This window comes from Pseudomonas sp. P8_229, from assembly GCF_034008635.1.
Taxonomy (GTDB): Bacteria; Pseudomonadota; Gammaproteobacteria; order Pseudomonadales; family Pseudomonadaceae; genus Aquipseudomonas.
This window is the reverse complement of record NZ_CP125378.1, coordinates 110794-129341: the sequence shown is the minus strand read 5'-3', so window position 1 is coordinate 129341 and position 18548 is coordinate 110794. Positions and strand designations below refer to the sequence as shown.

At 58.3% G+C, this 18548-nt stretch carries 12 protein-coding genes; 10 read left to right on the top strand and 2 right to left on the bottom strand.

The window, feature by feature from the left end:
- Positions 1-639: a TetR/AcrR family transcriptional regulator gene (locus QMK55_RS00475; protein ID WP_102358854.1), complete on the bottom strand. Its 639-nt coding sequence runs from the start codon at positions 637-639 to the stop codon at positions 1-3.
- A 131-nt stretch (positions 640-770) separates the two neighbouring features.
- Here QMK55_RS00475 and QMK55_RS00470 point away from each other — a divergent pair, with 131 nt between their 5' ends.
- Together QMK55_RS00470 and QMK55_RS00465 are read left to right on the top strand one after the other, a co-directional pair.
- A complete protein-coding gene (locus QMK55_RS00470) occupies positions 771-1967 on the top strand; it encodes an MFS transporter (RefSeq protein ID WP_320328382.1) in 1197 nt (398 codons plus the stop codon).
- Positions 1968-2230: 263 nt separating this feature from the next.
- The gene (locus tag QMK55_RS00465; RefSeq protein ID WP_102358856.1) at positions 2231-2482 is read left to right on the top strand and encodes a DUF2790 domain-containing protein; all 252 of its coding nucleotides are present in this window, start codon (positions 2231-2233) and stop codon (positions 2480-2482) included.
- A gap of 44 nt (positions 2483-2526) precedes the next feature.
- Here the strand turns inward: QMK55_RS00465 and QMK55_RS00460 are convergent, their stop codons facing one another.
- Positions 2527-3471: a LysR family transcriptional regulator gene (locus QMK55_RS00460; protein WP_102358857.1), complete on the bottom strand. Its 945-nt coding sequence runs from the start codon at positions 3469-3471 to the stop codon at positions 2527-2529.
- 87 nt (positions 3472-3558) lie between these two features.
- On the opposite strand from QMK55_RS00460, the gene mug reads away from it, so the two are divergent.
- The 8 genes from mug (at position 3559) to QMK55_RS00420 (ending at position 18545) form a co-directional block, all read left to right on the top strand.
- The gene (gene mug, locus QMK55_RS00455; RefSeq protein ID WP_320328381.1) at positions 3559-4080 is read left to right on the top strand and encodes a G/U mismatch-specific DNA glycosylase; all 522 of its coding nucleotides are present in this window, start codon (positions 3559-3561) and stop codon (positions 4078-4080) included.
- Between the two features lie 303 nt (positions 4081-4383).
- Positions 4384-4899, top strand: a complete 516-nt coding sequence (locus QMK55_RS00450; protein ID WP_008084998.1) for an Hcp family type VI secretion system effector — start codon at positions 4384-4386, stop codon at positions 4897-4899.
- Between the two features lie 127 nt (positions 4900-5026).
- A complete protein-coding gene (locus QMK55_RS00445) occupies positions 5027-7951 on the top strand; it encodes a type VI secretion system tip protein VgrG (protein WP_320328380.1) in 2925 nt (974 codons plus the stop codon).
- Positions 7948-12639: an RHS repeat-associated core domain-containing protein gene (locus QMK55_RS00440; RefSeq protein WP_320328379.1), complete on the top strand. Its 4692-nt coding sequence runs from the start codon at positions 7948-7950 to the stop codon at positions 12637-12639. The genes QMK55_RS00445 and QMK55_RS00440 overlap by 4 nt, the downstream gene beginning before the upstream one ends.
- Before the next feature lie 10 nt (positions 12640-12649).
- Positions 12650-13078, top strand: coding sequence for an SMI1/KNR4 family protein (locus QMK55_RS00435; protein ID WP_320328378.1), 429 nt, complete (start codon positions 12650-12652; stop codon positions 13076-13078).
- A 136-nt stretch (positions 13079-13214) separates the two neighbouring features.
- Positions 13215-13478, top strand: coding sequence for a PAAR domain-containing protein (locus QMK55_RS00430; RefSeq protein ID WP_025113301.1), 264 nt, complete (start codon positions 13215-13217; stop codon positions 13476-13478).
- 124 nt (positions 13479-13602) lie between these two features.
- Positions 13603-18306 carry an RHS repeat-associated core domain-containing protein gene (locus tag QMK55_RS00425; RefSeq protein ID WP_320328377.1) on the top strand — a complete coding sequence of 1568 codons (4704 nt, stop codon included), beginning with the start codon at positions 13603-13605 and terminating at the stop codon, positions 18304-18306.
- Positions 18306-18545 (top strand): hypothetical protein, encoded by a 240-nt coding sequence (locus tag QMK55_RS00420; protein ID WP_320328376.1) that lies wholly within the window; start codon positions 18306-18308, stop codon positions 18543-18545. The genes QMK55_RS00425 and QMK55_RS00420 overlap by 1 nt, the downstream gene beginning before the upstream one ends.
- The last annotated feature ends 3 nt before the right edge of the window (positions 18546-18548 follow it).

Here is an 18548-nt window from a genome sequence, read left to right as displayed (position 1 = left end):
TCAATCAGTGGCAGATGCGGACATGGTGCTGGCGGCGCTAATGTCCCACGTCAACATCACCTGACCGATCGCCGCATCAATCACCGCAAGCGCCGTGTCATCCCGCGCCAGTATGGAGATCCCCTGCAGAAAACTGTCGAACACGGTCGCCATCGCGACGGCCGCAGTTTGCTCGGGTAAATGACCCTCACTGATCCCACGCTCGACACACGCCACAATCCCCGCCCGCGTGCGGGCGCGGGACTGGGTGAGGGCTTCGACCACGCGCGCATTCTCCGGGCTTGGCGCGCTCATGACACCGAGGGTGACCATGCAGCCCCTGGGGTGGCCGTCGTCGCACTGCATGCGCGCGGATTGGCGCAGGGCGGTTTCGATGGCCTGGCGGGGTGGCAGGGTTTCATCCCACAGGCATTCGGTGACCTGGGCGAAAGTTGCCAGGTAACGCTGCACGCATTCGTCGAACAGGGCTTCCTTTGAGCCGAACGCGGCGTAGAAGCTCGGCGCGGAAATGCCGCCACCCAGTTCCGCCTTCAACAAGGCGAGGGAGGTCGAGTCGTAGCCGTGTTGCCAGAACAGTTGCATGGCCTGATCGACGGCGTCATCACGGTCGAAAGCGCGGGGGCGGCCCATTCTCGCCATCTCAAAACTCCTCGAAAAGATGATTTAGATACTAGTCGATACATAAGTCGTTGACAACGAACGGTGCCTGCGGCCAGTATTTTATATCGATCGGTATCTAAGTCTGAATTTCTCTGCTCAAGGAGCTTCCCGTGACATCTTCAATCACTTTATCGGCTGCGCCCAAACGCCTGCCTGTCGGCGCGTTGCTGGCGCTGGCGATGACCGGGTTCATCTGCATCGTCACTGAAACATTGCCTGCGGGCCTGTTGCCATTGATTAGCGAAGGCCTGGGGATTTCCCCATCGATGGCCGGCCAGATGGTCACCGCGTATGCGTTGGGTTCGGTGCTGGCGGTCATTCCCATGACCATTGCGACGCGCGGCTGGCGTCGGCGCAATGTGTTGCTGCTGACCGTTGTGGGCTTCCTGCTGTTCAATTCGATCACGGCGTTGTCATCGCACTATGGGGTGACGCTGGTGGCGCGGTTCTTTGCGGGTGTGTCGGCGGGGTTGGCCTGGAGTCTGCTGGCTGGTTATGCCCGGCGTATGGTCGAGGCCGATCAACAGGGCAAGGCGTTGGCGCTGGCCATGGTCGGTACACCGATTGCCCTGTCGCTGGGTGTGCCGCTGGGTACCTGGCTGGGCGGCCTCGTGGGCTGGCGTACGACGTTCGGCATCATGTCGGCCCTGACCTTGATATTGATCGTTTGGGTACTGGTGAAGGTGCCGGATTATCCGCCGCAACCTGCTCACCAGCGCATGTCGCTGCGCGGCGTGTTGACGACGCCGGGTGTTCGACCGGTGCTGGCGGTGGTGATCAGCTGGATGCTGGCGCACAACATTCTCTACACCTACATCGCGCCGTTCGTGGCGCCGGCAGGGCTGCAGAATCGGGTGGACCTGGTGTTGCTGGTATTTGGCATCGCAGCGCTGGCGGGTATCTGGCTGACCGCGAAACGGGTGGAGCCGCTGTTGCGCAAGACAGTGTTGGTGAGCCTCGCAACGTTTGCGGCGGTTTGCGTGGTGCTGGGATTGCTGGGGCGCGTGCCGGAGGTGATCTACGTCGGTGTGGCGATATGGGGACTGAGCTTCGGCGGCTCGGCGACGTTGTTGCAAACAGCGTTGGCGGACGCGGCAGGTGACGGCGCCGATGTGGCGTTATCGCTGAACGTCGTGGCCTGGAACAGCGCGATTGCCGGCAGCGGGGTGGTGGGGGGTGTGCTGCTGGACAAATGGGGTGTTGCCTCGTTTCCGTGGGCGATGGTGGTGCTGGTGGGCGTGGGGTTTGCGATTGCGTGGTGGGCGCGGGTGCATGGCTTCAGGCCGGGCGCGCGTGGGGCGCGGTAGTCTCGGGTTCTTCGTTGACTGGGCTGGCGCTTTCGCGAGCAGGCTCACTCCAGTGGTTTTGCGGTGTTCCGGAATGTTGTGGCCGGCACAAAACCTGTGGGAGCGAGCCTGCTCGCGATTTGGGTACCCACGATGCTGGGTTTATTCATCGCCATTTTGGACACAGTGTTTGTCCCGCCGACCGATTTTTGCCGTGCGCTTCAATCCCTAACATCGTCTGCAACCCGTGACCTAACACGGTTCCCCACAAGACGGTGAACATCATGAAGCTTTCAAAAATCGCTCTTCTGCTAGTCCTCGGCGGTATCGGCGCACAGGCCTTTGCGGCGGACGAAACCGCACAAGTCGAGTCTTACAATGCCGCCGCTCAACCAGACATCGCCCACGTGGTGTCGATCTCCGACGCGGCCAACCAGTGCGGTGCGGTGCCGGTGCAGATGACGTATGACGACTCGACCGGTGCGCGGCATGTGGTGCAATACCAGGTGATGGGCAGTGGTTGTTCCAACGGTTGACGTCGGTGCAAGCGCTGGAGGGTCGACACTCCAGGTCTGCGGCATTAAGCGTTGGCGAGTTCTTTGGCCCTGGCCATGTCTTCATCGGACGCCAGCAGTTGCGGGATGGCGGTTTTCAGGAACTCCACCCAGGTCTTGATTTTGGCGTCGACGAATTTGCGTGACGGGTAGATCGCGAACAGGTTGTATTCCTCCAGGCGGTACTCCGGCAGTACCCGCACCAATGTGCCTCCCGCCAATCCTTCAACGGCCGATGCCAGCGGCTGAATGCCGATGCCCATGCCATTTCTGATCGCGGTGGCCATGCCGTCAGCGGTGTTGATGTGGAAGGGCGAGTCGGGGATATTCTGCGTTTCCATGCCTTGTGGCCCTTCGAATACCCAGTTTTCTGCGGGCATCACCGTGTTGACGATGCGCAGGCAGTCGTGCGCGCCGAGGTCGGCGGGGGTGGCGGGGTGGCCGCGTTTGGCCAGGTACGAAGGTGCGGCGCAGAGGATGCTGTAGGTGGTGCCCAGGCGTTGCGCGACGAAGCCGGAGTCGGGCAGGTCGCGGGCGAGGACGATCGACATGTCGTAGCTTTCTTCGAGCAGGTCGGGCAGGCGATTGCTCAAGGTCAGGTCGAACGTCACTGAGGGGTGAATCTCCCGGTAGCGGGCGATGGCGTTGATCACGTAGTGGTTGCCGATGGCGGCCATGGCGTGGATTTTCAGGCGTCCGACCGGCAAGGTCTGGGCGGTGCCGGCCTCTTCGTCGGCTTCGCGCAGGTCATCGAGGATTTTTTCGCAGCGCTGCAAGTAGCGCACGCCGGCTTCGGTCAGGGCAAGGCGGCGGGTGGTGCGGTTGATCAGGCGCGTGTGCAGCCGGGCTTCGAGACTGGAGACGGCTTTGGAGACGTTGGTCGTGGTGGTGTCGAGCACGTCGGCCGCAGCGGTGAAGCTGCCGCTCTGGGCCACGGCGACGAAGCAGCGCAGGGTCTGAATAACGTCCATCGTTGTTGTTGGCTCTGTGGATGGGATTGTCATTCTAGGGTTTGCCGTGGGTGGTGGTGCAAATGTTTGCGAACGAGGAGCGCGTGCATGGCGGGTGAAGGGCTTGAGGACATTCTGGCGCCGGGGCTTTCGGTGGTGTTTTGCGGGATCAATCCGGGGTTGCTCGCGGCGGCGCAGGGGCATCATTTTGCCGGGCGCGGAAATCGTTTCTGGCGCACCTTGCACCTGGCCGGGTTCACCCCGCATGAAGTGCGGGCGGAGGATGATCGCAGCCTTGTGCAATATGGCTGCGGGTTGACGGCGGTGGTCGAGCGGCCAACGGCACGGGCGGATCAGTTGGCGGCGGAGGAGTTTGCAGCGGCGGCCCTCGGCTTTGAACAGAAGATCAACCGGTATGCGCCGCGTTATGTGGCGTTTCTTGGCAAGGCTGCGTATGCCGCGTTGTCGGGGCAGAAAGTCGTGGTGTGGGGGCCGCAGGCAAAGACCTTTGGCGGCGCACGGGTGTGGGTGTTGCCCAATCCCAGCGGCAGGAACCTTGCGTTCAATCTTCCGCAACTGGTGGACGCTTATCGTCAACTGCAAGTGGCGTCGTCAGGGCCGACAATCTAAACATCGCAACTGCGCAAAAAGTTGCGCAGTTGTTTCGCCGATTTCACCCGAGAATCCCCTTCAAACCCTTATAAAACTTGGCCTATAGCCAAGTGCGCAAGAAGTTGCACAGTACTGCGCAACTTCTTGCGCACTTTTTTCTGTTTATCGAAGTTTAAAACGCCAAAACGCGAAGGCATCGTCGCCAAACCCTTGATCCGTAATGGCTAGATGATGGCTGGCACGGAACTTGATAGCTGAACAGGCACCCGGACAGGCAATGGTGCCTGTCGGTTTGTGTTTTCAAGCAAGGAGAGCATCCCCATGGCAACACCAGCGTACATGTCCGTCACTGGCGAAAAACAAGGCCTGATCACTGCCGGCGCCTTCACCGCCGACTCCGTGGGCAACACCTTCCAGGAAGGTCACGAAGACCAGGTCATGGTTCAGGCATTCACCCACGACGTGATCATTCCGCGTGACCCACAATCCGGTCAGCCAACCGGTCAGCGCGTGCACAAGCCAGTTGTGATCACCAAGGTCTACGACAAGGCTTCGCCTCTGCTGCAAGCCGCTCTGACTTCCGGCGAGCGCATGAGCGAAATCGTTATCCAGTGGTACCGCACTTCGGCTCAAGGTACTCAAGAGCACTACTACACCACCAAACTGGAAGACGCGATCATCGTCGCCATCAACAACAAAATGCACAACTGCCAGGATCCAGGCAACGCGCACTTCACCCACCTGGAAGAAGTGCAGTTCACCTACCGCAAAATCACCTGGACTCATGAAGTCTCCGGTACTTCGGGTTCCGATGACTGGCGTGCTCCAGTCGTTTAATTACGGCTGATTGTTGTACTGCCCCGGCCAGTGCGGCTGGCCGGGGCGGCTTTGACCTAAAGAATTTTTTGCGTGCGCCACGCTTCACGGACTGGCGCCCGTCGCAGTATTGCGCGAGGAACAAGGGATGTTCTCACCGGCCAATCAGCCTCATTTCAATCTGACCATCGATGGCGCGGACAGCGATTTCCAGGTGCTGTCGTTCACCGGGAAAGAGGCGCTCAACACCCCCTTCGAGTTCGAACTGGAACTGGTCAGTGAGAAGGCCTCGATCAACCTCGAAAGCTTGCTGCACAAACTCGCGTTCCTGCAGCTGTCGCCCAGTGGCACGGGGATTCACGGGCTGATCTACAGCATCGCCCAGGGCGAGGCCGGCAAGCGCCTGACCCGCTACAAAATCTCCCTGCGCCCGCAGCTGTCGTACCTCGCGCATCGAGTGAATCAACGCATCTTCCAGCAGATGACCGTGCAACAGATCATCAGCAAGGTCCTGGAAGAACACGGCATCCTCGCCAGTGACTATCACTTCCAGCTGAGCGCGATTTATCCCGAGCGCATCTATTGCGTGCAGTACGACGAAAGCGATCTGCATTTCGTCCAGCGCCTGTGTGAGGAGGAGGGGGTTCACTACCACTTCCAGCACACCGCCAGCGGCCACAAACTGATGTTCGGCGATGACCAGACGGTGTTCCCGAAACTGGCGCCAGTGGCTTACCAGCAGGACTCCGGACTGGTCGCCGATCAACCGGTGGTCAAGCGTTTCGGCCTGCGTCTGGCCACCCGCACCAGCCGTACCACGCGGCGTGATTACGACTTCGTCAAACCGAAGATCGAGCTGGAAAGCGATGCCAAAAGCAGCGCCCAACCGGACCTCGAAGACTACGATTACCCGGGCCGTTTCGTCGATCGCGAGCGTGGTAAGCATCTGGCCAATCGAGCGCTGGAACGCCATCGCAGCGACTATCGTCTGGCCGAAGGCAACAGCGACCAGCCGATTCTGGTCAGCGGGCATTTCCTCGCCCTGACTGAACACGCCAACCCGACGTGGAACGACCTGTGGCTGCTCACCGAGATCTTCCACGAAGGCAAACAGCCGCAAGTGCTCGAAGAGTCGGTGACCAGCGACACCACCGACAACAAGGACGATTTCCATCAGGGCTATCGCAATCGCTTCAATGCGATCCCGTGGGACGTGCCGTACCGGCCGCCGCTCGATCACCCGAAACCGAAGGTTCTCGGCACCCAGAGCGCCGTGGTCTGCGGCCCCGAGGGCGAAGAGATCTACTGCGACCAGTACGGTCGGGTGAAGGTGCAGTTCTTCTGGGATCGCGAAGGCGAGCACGACGACAAAACCAGTTGCTGGATGCGCGTGGCCTCGAACTGGGCCGCGGAAACCTTTGGCGCGATCAACATTCCGCGGGTCGGCATGGAGGTGTTGATCACCTTCCTGGAAGGCGATCCCGATCAGCCGCTGATTACCGGCTGCCTGTACCACGGCGCGAATCTGCCACCGTACAAACTGCCGGACTTCAAGACTCTGGCCACGGTCAAGAGCAAGGAATACAAGGGCAGCCGCGCCAACGAGCTACGCATCGACGACACCACCAGCGAGATCAGTATTGCGCTGCGCAGTGACCACGGGGCGAGTGCAATCAACCTCGGGTACCTGACCCATCCGCGCCCGAGCGGCGGCCAGCCGCGTGGCGAAGGTTTCGAGTTGCGCACCGACCGCCATGGCGCCGTGCGTGCCGGGGCCGGTCTGCTGATCACCACCGAGCCGCGCCCGAATGAATCCAAGCACCACAAGGACCTGCCGGAAACCGCTGAACGTCTCGCCACCGCCAGCGATCAGCAGGACGGTTTCGCCACCCAGGCCAAAGAGCTTCAAGCCCAGGAGGCTGGCGATCAGGACGACGTCGCCAAAGCCCTGCATGCGCAGCATCAAGGCGTGCTCGGCTCAGGCCCGGCGAACCTCACCGCCAACGAATTCCCCGAGTTCACCGAGCCGCATCTGGTGCTCGCGAGCCCGGCCGGCATCGCCCTGACCACGCCGCGCTCCAGCCACATCGCCACCGGCGAACACCTGGCGCTGAGCAGCACCGGGCACACCAGTTTTTCCGTCGGCAAACGCCTGCTGGCCAGTGCAAGTCGTGGCATGCGCCTGTTCGTGCAAAGCATGGGCTGGCGCCTGGTCGCGGCCTCCGGCGACATCGACGTCAAGGCACTGAAGGACAGCATCAACCTGCTGGCCAAACTCAACATCACCGCCAACGCCGACCGCATCACCATCACCGCGAAAACCGAACTGGTGATTCAGGGTGGCGGCAGCGCCACCACCTACAACGCCGGCGGCATCACCCACGCCACCAGCGGCCCGTACACCGCGCACGCGGCGAACTTCGCCTACACCGGCGCAAAAAGCCTCGCCGGCGTGTTCCCGGAACCGCCGAAACCGGGCAAGGGCAATCTGGAACTGTTCAACCAATACGCCGGGCGCCAAGGCATCAAGGAAGGCGATTACGAAGTCATCGACGCGCTGGGCAAAAGCATCAAGGGCAAGCTCGACGCCAAGGGTTTTGCCAGCGTCGCCGGCGCGGCACCAGGGCCGGCGCGTGTGCTGTTCGGCAAGGATCCGGCGGACACCTGGAGCGATGGCAGTTATATCGGCAAGCCGGAGTGGCCGTTGAATCCGCCGGGGGCCGAAGACGTGCCGAGCCAGGTGCAGGCCATGGTGGCGCAGGTGCTGCCGAACAAGAACTGGGACATGTTGGAGAAGGGCAAGGACATGGCGCAAACAGGGATGAATGCGATGCAGACTGCGCAAGGCGCAATGCAAACGGCGCAGCAGGTGAAAGGGGTGGTGCAGGGCGGGGCGGCCGGGTTGCCGAAACTGGCGAGTGCGGCGCTGCCGAATGCTTCGGGGATTTTGGGGGCGGCGAGCAAGAGCGGCAAGTTGCCGGGGCTGCCGGCGCCGACGCTACCGAAGCCTTCCTTGAAAACCCCGGATTTGAGTTTCGCTTCTACTCTGCTGCCCGATGAGAAGTTGTCATGACTGCACCAACACCTGTTGTGAAAAAACGCGAGCCGCAAGTCGCGGTCGTGCCGCTCAACACTATCGATATCAAGGACGTCGGGCGTGGGGCTGCCAGGTTCGATGCGTGGCTGCAGTCGATCAGCGGTGGCGTGGTCACGCTTGAACGGGTCAAGAACGTTGCCGGCGCGCTACCGGTAGTGGGCAATATCATGGCTCTGGTTGACGCCCTCGGAGACATTGTCACCCTGGCGAAGAGCAAGCAGCGTCAATTGCTGGATTGGGTCAGCCTGGGTATCAACCTGATCGGCGTACTGCCGGCACCGCCGACCATGGCGTCGGCGCGGATGACCTTGCGTCCGACGTTATCACTGGTTCGTCAGGAACTGCGCAACAGCGCGAAGATGTTGTTGGGCGACTCTTTGATCGAGGTGTTGATCGGGCATTTGAATGCCACCATCGTTGGTACGATCGATGACTTTGTGGAGCAAGCCAAGCCCAAGCTGGCAAGCATCCTCGATGATGCGGGAGAGCTAGGTCAGAAGGCGGTAAACGAGATCGCCAAGGGTCTGGAAACCGTGGTTAACGGCAAACTCGACGCCAAGGGTGACCTCAAGGCGGCGGGTGCCAAAATGAGTGCCGCGGGCAACCAGTTCTGGCATGACCCCAAAGCATCAATCGGTAACTTTCTTGGGGCCACATACAGTGCCTACAAGGCGGCGGGGAAAGGTGTCGCCAACAGTGCTGCGAAGCATTTGCTGCCGGAAGACGCCAAGGCACTTGTGCTCAGCAACACCGGGATGCTGCGTACCTTGGGTGTGGAACTTAAAACGCAGATGAAAAAGCTCGGTGATCCGGGCGTGCAGCACTCCATCGGTTGGTTGCTGCAGATGTTGGCGGGCGCTGTCGTGACCTGGCGCAAGCGGCGATCACATGGCCAAGGCGCAAGCGTCAAACCGGGAACTACCTCGAAGTCTCAACATCAGGCGGGAGAAGGTCGCCTGGAGTCCACCAGTCAACAGGCTCCGGCAACTCACGCACCGGACCCGCAGAAAAACGGCACCTGCAGCAGTACCTGTAACAGCATCAATTTTGCATTGGGTTCGGAAACCCTCAGTCATACCGATTTCAGTTTGCCTGGGCCGTTTCCGGTCGAGTGGACGCGAACCTACCACTCACGCCTCGGGGCTTATGATCAGGGCGAAATTGGCGCTCGCTGGATCAGTGAGTTCACCACGCGCTTTGATTGCGTTGACGATGGCCTGTTGTTCCACGATGCCGACGGTCGCAGCCATTCGTACCCTCTGCCCAAGGCAGGCTTGTCCCATTACGACGCCATCGAAAACACCACCCTGATTCGGGCCAGCGACGATCAGTTGTTGCTGTGCCGTGGCTTCGAACGCAAGGAAACCTATGTCCGGCGTGGACAAACCTATGTGTTGACCGGCATCGTGTTGCGCAATGGCGCCGGGATCATGCTGCATTACGAGCATCGTCACGGCGAGCGAGCGGTGCTCTCAGACCTGATTACCTATCAGGAAAACGACATCAGCAAAGTCCACTTGCACCTCGGCACCCTGATCGATCATCACGGGCGCCTCACAGGCCTTTGGGAAATTTGCAATGGCGCACCGCTGCGCCAACTCTGCGCTTACCGCTACGACGATTTTGGCGATCTGATTCAGGCGCAAGACGAGAATGGTGCGGCATGGACGTATGAGTTCCAGCATCACTTGATTACCCGTTACACCGACCGTACCCACCGCGCAATGAATCTGCAGTGGCAGGGTACAGGTGCCGATGCCAGAGCCATTCGTGAATGGGCAGACGATGGCAGCTTCGATACACGCCTTGAGTGGGACGAAAACATTCGCCTGACTTATGTCACCGACGCGCATGGCGGCGAGACTTGGCATTACTACGACATTCTTGGTTACACGTACCGCATTCGATACCCGGATGAGCGTTCGGAATGGTTGTTCCGAGATGAAGCCAAGAACGTGATTCGTCATGTACATGCCGATGGCAGCACGGATCAGTATCGCTACGATGAGCGCGGCAACCGTCTCGAACACATCCAGGCTGATCACACGGTAGTGCATTTCGCTTACAACGATCAGGACTTGCTGATCAAGATAAGTGACGCGGAGGGCGGTCAATGGCTTCGTGCCTACGATAATCAGGGGAATCTCGTCGAAACTGTCGATCCGTTGGGCAACAAGACGGAATACGCCTACGACAAGACTGGCCGGCCGACCGCGATCAAGGACGCCAACGGCAACGAGAAAACGCTGGCCTACAACAATGCCGGACAGTTGGTGGAGTATGTCGATTGCTCGGGCAAGACCAGCGCCTGGGAATACAACGAACTGGGCCAGATGGTTTGCTTCACCGATGCGCTCGGGAACAGCACTGAATATCAATACAAGGCTGGGCACCTGGTATTGATCAAGCACCCGGACAAGACCGAGGAGCGCTTTCAGCGCGATGCCGAGGGGCGGTTGCTGGCTTACACCGATGGACTGGATCGTTGCACCACCTGGAGTTACACCGCCGCCGGATTGATTTCCGAACGAGTCGATGCAGCCGAACAGACCTTGCGTTATCGCTGGGATCGGCTCGGAAGATTGACGAATCTGGAAAACGAAAACGAGAGCAGTGCGCAGTTCCACTACGACCCGGTGGGACGTCTCCTGATGGAGACCGGCTTCGACGGTCGAACGACACGCTATCAGTACGACTCTGTCTCAGGTCGGCTGGTGGGCACCCGTACCGCAGAGCGCAGCATTGCTCTGAGCTACGATCCGATGGGCCGCATAACGGAGCGCCGCGCCAGTCTGGGCAATCAACAGCAAAGCGAGACCTTCGCCTATGACGGCAATGGAAACCTGGTCATGGCGAGCAATGCTGACAGCCGACTGCAATGGTTCCATGACCCTGCCGGGAACCTGCTGCGTGAGCACCAACACTATCTTGGCCTGGAAAAGCCGTTGGTTGCGGTCTGGCAGCACGAGTACGACGTACTCAATCAGCGTGTCGCAACGACGCGTCCTGATGGTCACCGGGTCAGTTGGCTCACGTATGGCAGCGGCCATTTGTTGGGGCTACGGCTGGACGAGCACGAACTGGTCGGCTATGAGCGCGACGATTTGCATCGAGAGGTGGTTCGTCATCAGGGTAATCGCCTGCTACAAACCCAAAAATGGGATCCGGCCGGGAAGTTGCAACAGCAACTGCTCATACACGGCGACAGCAAAACAGCCGTATTGAAGCGTGAGTACAAATACGATGCCGTGGGTGAACTGACGGATCTGGACGACAGTTTTCATGGTTTGTCGTCCTACCGTTATGACCCGGTGGGACGCTTGCTTGCAGCCACCACTCGACAGGGAGTGGAAACCTTCGACTTCGATCCGGCCGGTAATCTTCTGGACAACCAGACCACGCAGATCCGCCGACCGCTGGAACAGACGCCGCTACGCAGCAAACTGATCGATAACTTGCTGCGCCACTATGCAGGTACCCATTACGAATACGACGAGCGCGGCAATGAGACGGTGCGTTGGCATAACGGTAGCCGCCGCGAGATGCGCTGGGATCTTTTCGATCGACTGGTGCATTTTGACGACGCTCGCCTGGCCGTGGATTTTGCTTACGATGCTCTGGGCCGACGTCTGTATAAAAACTCCAACGTGCATTTCAAACAGCGCCCGGAAGCTGGTTCGCTGTGGAATCAGAGTGAATATGCTCGAAAACAGCGGGAGTCTGGCTGCGGTTTCACATTGTATGGATGGGACGGTGACAATCTTGCATGGGAAAGCAGTCCGTCCCAACAGGACGTCGGCACGGGGCGCACCGTGCATTACATCTTTGAACCCGGCACTTTTGTCCCGGCTGCCCAAGCGCTGATCCATAGAGCCATCGACCTGACGGGATTGCCTGATTCCAGTGGTGATTACAGTCTGGAAGATGATCCGTTATGGAACCATAAAGTTGCCATTCAACCTGTTGACGTATTGAACTGGTATCAATGCGACCATCTGGGAACTCCGCGAGAGTTGACCGATGCGCAGGGTGAGATCGCCTGGAGTGCCGAATACAAGGCTTGGGGCTCGGTTCAGGAACAGCGCTCTTCGGGTGCACGGCGAGAGGGTGTAACCAATCCGCTACGGTTCCAGGGGCAGTACCATGACCACGAAACCGGACTTCATTACAATCGACACCGCTATTACGATCCCGATACCGGCCGATTTATCGGGCAGGACCCGATCAGCTACGTCGGTGGATTGAATCTTTACAGTTATGCACCCAATCCTACCGGCTGGATCGATCCGCTCGGGCTGGCAAAAACCTGTTGCTGTGGTGAGCCTTACGTCAACCAGGACGCGCGCTGGCGCCAGGTCATGGAAGATCCGAATACGCCGTCTTCAATGCGCGGCTGGATCAAAAATCAGGCAAGCCGAGTAGATGCCGGCAAGCAAGCCAATATCAAGGCACCGCCAGGCTATGAGTTGGCACACCGTCCACGGTTCGAGAATGACTCAGGGTATGACTATTCTCACGCCGATCCGATGCTGGCAGCCGATCACCGTGGCATTCAACACCGTTACTGGCGAAAACGCGGCGGATGCTGGACTGCGAGAATGCCTAAATCGGGTTTTCCGGGAACGGGTAAGTTAAGTCTGCCTAAACGAGGGGCGCTTCCATAAGCGAGGATTTATGTCTAAGACACGTGTGATTGGTACAACGACAGACGCTATTCAGGAAGAAGAAAAGAAACTGGGCCGAACACTGCCCAAGTCCTTTTCCGATTGGCTTCTTTCAAATAACGGAAAGTCACTGGGGGCGTTAACGATTTTCCCCGTTCTGGACGCTCGTGACCCAAGGAAGACCTGGGAATCGATCGATCATCACTTTAAAAAGGACTGGCAGGACTGGCTGGAGAATTTTTCCGATACCTCTACCGACTTTTCAGGACTTCTGCCGTTCGCCGAGTTTGGCACGGGGGATTATTACTGCTTCAACTATGCGGTAAAGGGGCAGACAGGAGAGCCGGTCGTGGTCTTGTGGTCTCACGAAACCGGTGAAATTGACCAGGTAGCGGAAAGCTTTGCCGCGTTTCTTGTCATGCCGGGGCGGCCAGGCTGATGTTTTGATGCTGGCGCTAGTCATGAGTAGTCGCAGCCTGCCCACAGGTGCGAAATTGATGCTCGACCCCGAAGGGTTTGAAGGCAGCTGGATGGCGGAGTAACGCCATCCAGCTCAGAGTCAAAGGAGTGACAACATGAAAGACGCCATTCGCTTGGGCGACTCCACCACCCACGGTGGCAAGGTCCTCGAAGCCTTTTCTCGGACCGACCTCAACGGCAAGCCGATTGCCGGGGTTGGGCACAAGGTCAGTTGCCCGTTGTGCAAAGGGATTTTCCCGATTGCCGAGGGCAGCAGCACCTACACCGTCGATGGCGTACCCATCGCACTCGACGGCATGAAGACCGCCTGCGGTGCGGCGTTGATTGCCAGTGGGCCGAAAGGGGCTGTGATCAGCTGAATCACCAGGTGCCGCATCGGTATATATCTGGCATCACTCTATATTTGCTGCGTGAGTGTTGGCATGCCCGGGCCATCAACCACGTCTTTAAAGTCTCGAAATATCTTACGGATGAGATGCGGTCATGACGACTGAAACGCCTGTCGCGAAAGTACGTGAACCTCAAGTGGCGGTCGTTCCGCTCAACACCATTGACATCAAGGATGTCGGACGCGGTGCAGCCAGATTCGACGCCTGGCTGCAATCGATCAGTGGTGGAGTAGTCACTCTTGAGCGCGTCAAGAACGTTGCCGGAGCGTTGCCGGTGGTGGGCAACATCATGGCCTTGGTGGATGCGCTCGGAGACATTGTCGTGCTTGCCAAAAGCAAGCAACGCCAGATTCTGGACTGGGTCAGCCTGGGTATCAATCTGATCGGTGTTTTACCGGCGCCACCCACAATGGCCTCGGCGCGTATGACCTTGCGTCCAACCTTGTCGCTGGTGCGTCAAGAACTTCGTAACAGTGCCAAGATGCTGCTGGGCGATTCGCTGATCGAAGTACTGATCGGACACTTGAATGCCACCATTGTCGGTACTATCGATGACTTTGTAGACCAGGCCAAGCCGAAGCTGGCTGAAATACTCGACAACGGCGGCAAGCTGGGCCAGAACGCGGTCAACGAAATCGCCAAGGGACTGGAAACGGTCGTCAACGGCAAGCTCGATGCAAAAGGGGACATGAAGTCCGCGAGTGCCAAGGTGAGTGCGGCCGGAGGCCAGTTGTTGCATGACCCCAAGGCAGCCATCAGTAATATCTTCGGCGCAGCCTTCAGCGCCTACAAGGCTGCCGGCAAGGGTGTTGCCAACAGCGCTGCAAAGAACCTGTTGCCGGACAGTGCCAAGGCTTTAGTGCTGAGCAATACCGCCATGCTTCGTACGATGGGTGTGGAGTTGCGCACTCAAATAAACAAGCTTGGTGATCCCGCTGTTCAGCATTCAATCGGTTGGCTGTTGCAGATGCTGGCAGGTTCGGTTGTGACCTGGCGCAAGCGTCGAGCACAGGGTCAAGGGGCCAGCGTCAAGCCGGATACTACTTCAAAGGCTCAACACAGGGCTGGAGAGGGGCGGCTTGAAGCCAGCAGCCAACAGGCGCCAGCGACGCATAACTGCAAAAAATGTAAAAACGGCGTCATGCCGGGCACGATGAACAGCATCAGTTTTGCCCTGGGCTCTGAATCGCTGAGTCATACAGATTTCAACTTGCCTGGTGCATTCCCTTTTGAGTGGACACGCACCTACTGTTCGCGTCTGGATGCGTATGACGCCAGTGAGATGGGCGCCCGCTGGATTACGTCGTTGACTACCCGTTTTGACTGTGTCGGCGGGAGTCTGGTGTTCCATGACGCTGATGGTCGCAGCCACGACTATATGCTGCCCGAGACAGGGCAGACTCACTACGATGCCATTGAAAACATGACGCTGGTACGGGTGACCGATGACCAGCTGCTGTTGTGCAGAGGGTTTGAACGCAAGGAAACCTATCTGCGTCGTGGACAACGTTTCGTGCTGGTCGGCGTGGTGCTGCGCAACGGTGCGGGAATCATGCTGCACTACGAGCATCGCCACCAAGGAATGCCGGTGCTGTCCGACCTGATTACCTACCAGGGTGATATGGCCGACGTTAAATATCACCTCGGCACCCTGCTTGATGAGCACGGTCGCTTGAAGGGCCTTTGGCTGATCAGCGACGGAGTTCCTCAGCGTCAACTGTGTGCCTATCACTACGACAGCGTCGGTGATTTGATTCAGGCTCAGGACGAGAACGGTGCGGCCTGGAGCTACCAGTACCAGAATCATCTGATTCATCGTTACACCGATCGGACTGGACGGGGCATGAATCTTCAGTGGCAGAGCACTGGCGCTGATGCCCGAGCCGTACGCGAGTGGGCGGACGACGGCAGTTTCGACACGCGCCTTGAGTGGGACGAGAATATTCGCCTGACCTATGTCACCGATGCGTACGGTAACGAAACCTGGCACTACTACGACATTCTTGGTTATACGTACCGCATTCGCCATCCGGATGAACGTTCCGAGTGGTTGTTCCGGGACGAAGCGAAAAACCTGATTCGACACGTACATGCTGACGGCACAACTGATCGCTTCATCTACGACGAGCGTGGCAACGTTGTTGAACATTTGCGTGCTGACGACAGCGTGCTGCATTTTGCCTACGACGATCTGGATCAACTGATCAAGACCAGCGATGCAGAAGGAGGGCAGTGGCTGCGTGCTTATGACGATCATGGCAACCTTGTGGAAGCAGTCGACCCCCTTGGTAACGTAACGGAATACGCCTACAGCGTGGCAGGGTTGCCGACTGCAATCAAAGACGCCGACGGCAATGAGAAGAAGCTCGACTACAACGATGCCGGTCAACTGATCGAGTATGTTGACTGCTCAGGAAAGACCAGTGCCTGGGAGTACAACGAACTCGGACAGATGATCTGTTTTACCGACGCGACCGGCCAGAGTACCGAGTATGGGTATCGACTGGGCCAGTTGGTTTTGATCAGGCACCCGGACAAGACCGAGGAGTATTTTGAACGAGACGCTGAAGCTCGGTTGCTCGCGCATACGGATCGTCTTGGCCGCTGCACTTCCTGGGCGTATACGGCTGCTGGCCTTGTAGCCGAGCGCATCGATGCTAATGAGCATACGTTGGTCTACCGCTGGGATCGTCTCGGGCGCTTGCAGGCGCTGGACAACGAAAACGAGAGCCGAGCGCATTTCCTTTACGACCCAATGGGTCGCCTGCTGGAGGAAAAGAGCTTTGATGGTCGTATCACCCGCTATCGGTATGATTCTGATACGGGCCGATTGAGTCATATCGTCAACGGCGAGCGTGTAATTTGCGTGAGCTTTGATGCCATGGGACGCCTGATTGAGCGACGCGCCAGTCAAGGTAAGAAATCGCAGAGCGAGCGCTTCATTTACGACGGCAACGGTCACCTGATTGAAGCCGCCAACGTAGACAGTCGCTTGCAGTGGTTTCACGACCTGGCCGGCAATGTGCTGCGCGAGCATCAGCATTACCTTGGGCTGGACCAGCCACCGGTAGTTGGCGTGTGGCAGCACGAGTACGATGTGCTCAACAATCGTGTCGCGACAGTTCGTCCGGACGGGCACCGTGTCAGTTGGCTCACCTATGGCAGTGGTCATTTGTTGGGACTACGCCTGGACGAGCACGAGCTGATTGGCCTGGAACGCGATGACCTTCATCGTGAGATTGTTCGGCATCAGGGCAACCACCTTCAACAGACGCAAAAGTGGGATTGCGCCGGTCGTTTGCAGGAGCAGGTGCTGGGACGCAGTGAGGACAGTGCGAGCCTTGTCAAACGGACATATCAATACGATGCTGCTGGTCAACTGACTGCGATCAACGATACCCGAAGAGGCCCGATTTCATACCGCTACGACCCTCTCGGTCGACTGTTGGAAGCAGCGACACGACAGGTAGTTGAAACATTCACCTTTGATCCGGCCAGTAATCTGCTTGATGAAAAGACCAGTGAAATTCGACGACCATTGGACCAGTCTCCGCGCCAGGAGAGGCAGGTAGATAACCTGCTGCGCGAGTACGAAGGTAATCACTTCACATACGATGAGCGCGGCAACCTGATCGAGCGTTTGCAAAACAATCAGCGCAGCTTCCTGCAATGGGATTTGTTTGACCGTTTGGTGCGATTTGAAGATCAACGCTTGTCGGTTGAGTTCGCCTATGACGCTCTTGGACGACGTCTTCACAAAAACTCTATCGCCCATTACAAGGGGCGTCCCGAGGCGGGGTCGCACTGGAACCGGAACGAGCATGCACGGATACAGCGAGAGTACGGCTGTGGTTTCACGCTCTATGGCTGGGACGGTGACCGACTTGCCTGGGAAAGCAGTGCCGCGCAGCTGGATGGCGGCGCGGGACGCACGGTGCATTACATTTTCGAGCCTGGCAGTTTCGTTCCAGTAGCACAGGCCATACGACACGCCCCGATTACGCTGACGAATCAGCCTGAGTATCAGGGAGAGTACAGCCTGGATGACGATCCGTTATGGAGTCGCAAGGTCACAGTTCAGCCAATTGACGTTTTGCTTTGGTATCAGTGCGATCACCTGGGGACGCCTCAGGAGCTGACCGATTCTGAGGGACAGTTGGTCTGGACGGCTCAGTACAAGGCGTGGGGGGCGATATCGGAGCAGCAATCGCAATGGGCCCGACAACGTGATGTGAGAAACCCTATAAGATTTCCGGGGCAGTACCATGATCATGAGACCGGGCTGCATTACAACCGGCATCGTTACTATGATCCGGCGGTGGGGCGATTCGTCAGCCAGGATCCGATCGGTTATGCAGGCGGTCTGAATCTCTATACCTATGGTCCGAACCCTACAGGGTGGGTGGATCCGATGGGCCTGACGGGGGTCGATGTCTATCGGGCCATGAAAACCGACGAAACAGGTAAGCCCATTGCGGACTCGACCGCACGTGGGCTAGGGGTACGTCCTGTCGATATTCCGGTTGATAAAGATGGGAACGTTCATCCCAATACCGGTGGGATGTCCGTAGCGCCGGATACCCCGCAAAACCTGCCGGATCATCGGCGCCCCTCTACGTTACCCGGCGGAACCGGCAAAGACAGCGCCTGCAAATTGAATACCGATTCACTTCCGGAAAGTCTTCGTTACGTGCAAGACAAAAAAACTCACGGAACCATTCAGCCTAGTAAGGTCATGCCGATTTCTGATTACCAGAAGGCACTAGGTTCGACGGCTGAGCATTGGGAGAAACAATGATGAAATCGCTTGATAAACCGTTGGATGATGAACTGTCCGGCGCATTGAAGAGGGGGGGGGATCTTCTTTCTATACGGGAAGTCCTGCTGAAGTATCGAGACAAGGGTTTTTCCGCTGCATCGGTCAATGAACTGTTGGGTTCAATGCGCGGTGATGCCGATGAAGAGTTGGAGGATCGGATCCTGGAGGTGATGGATATCGTTTCCGGGTTTTGTACGCCAGCTCTGGAAGTCTGGTAAGCG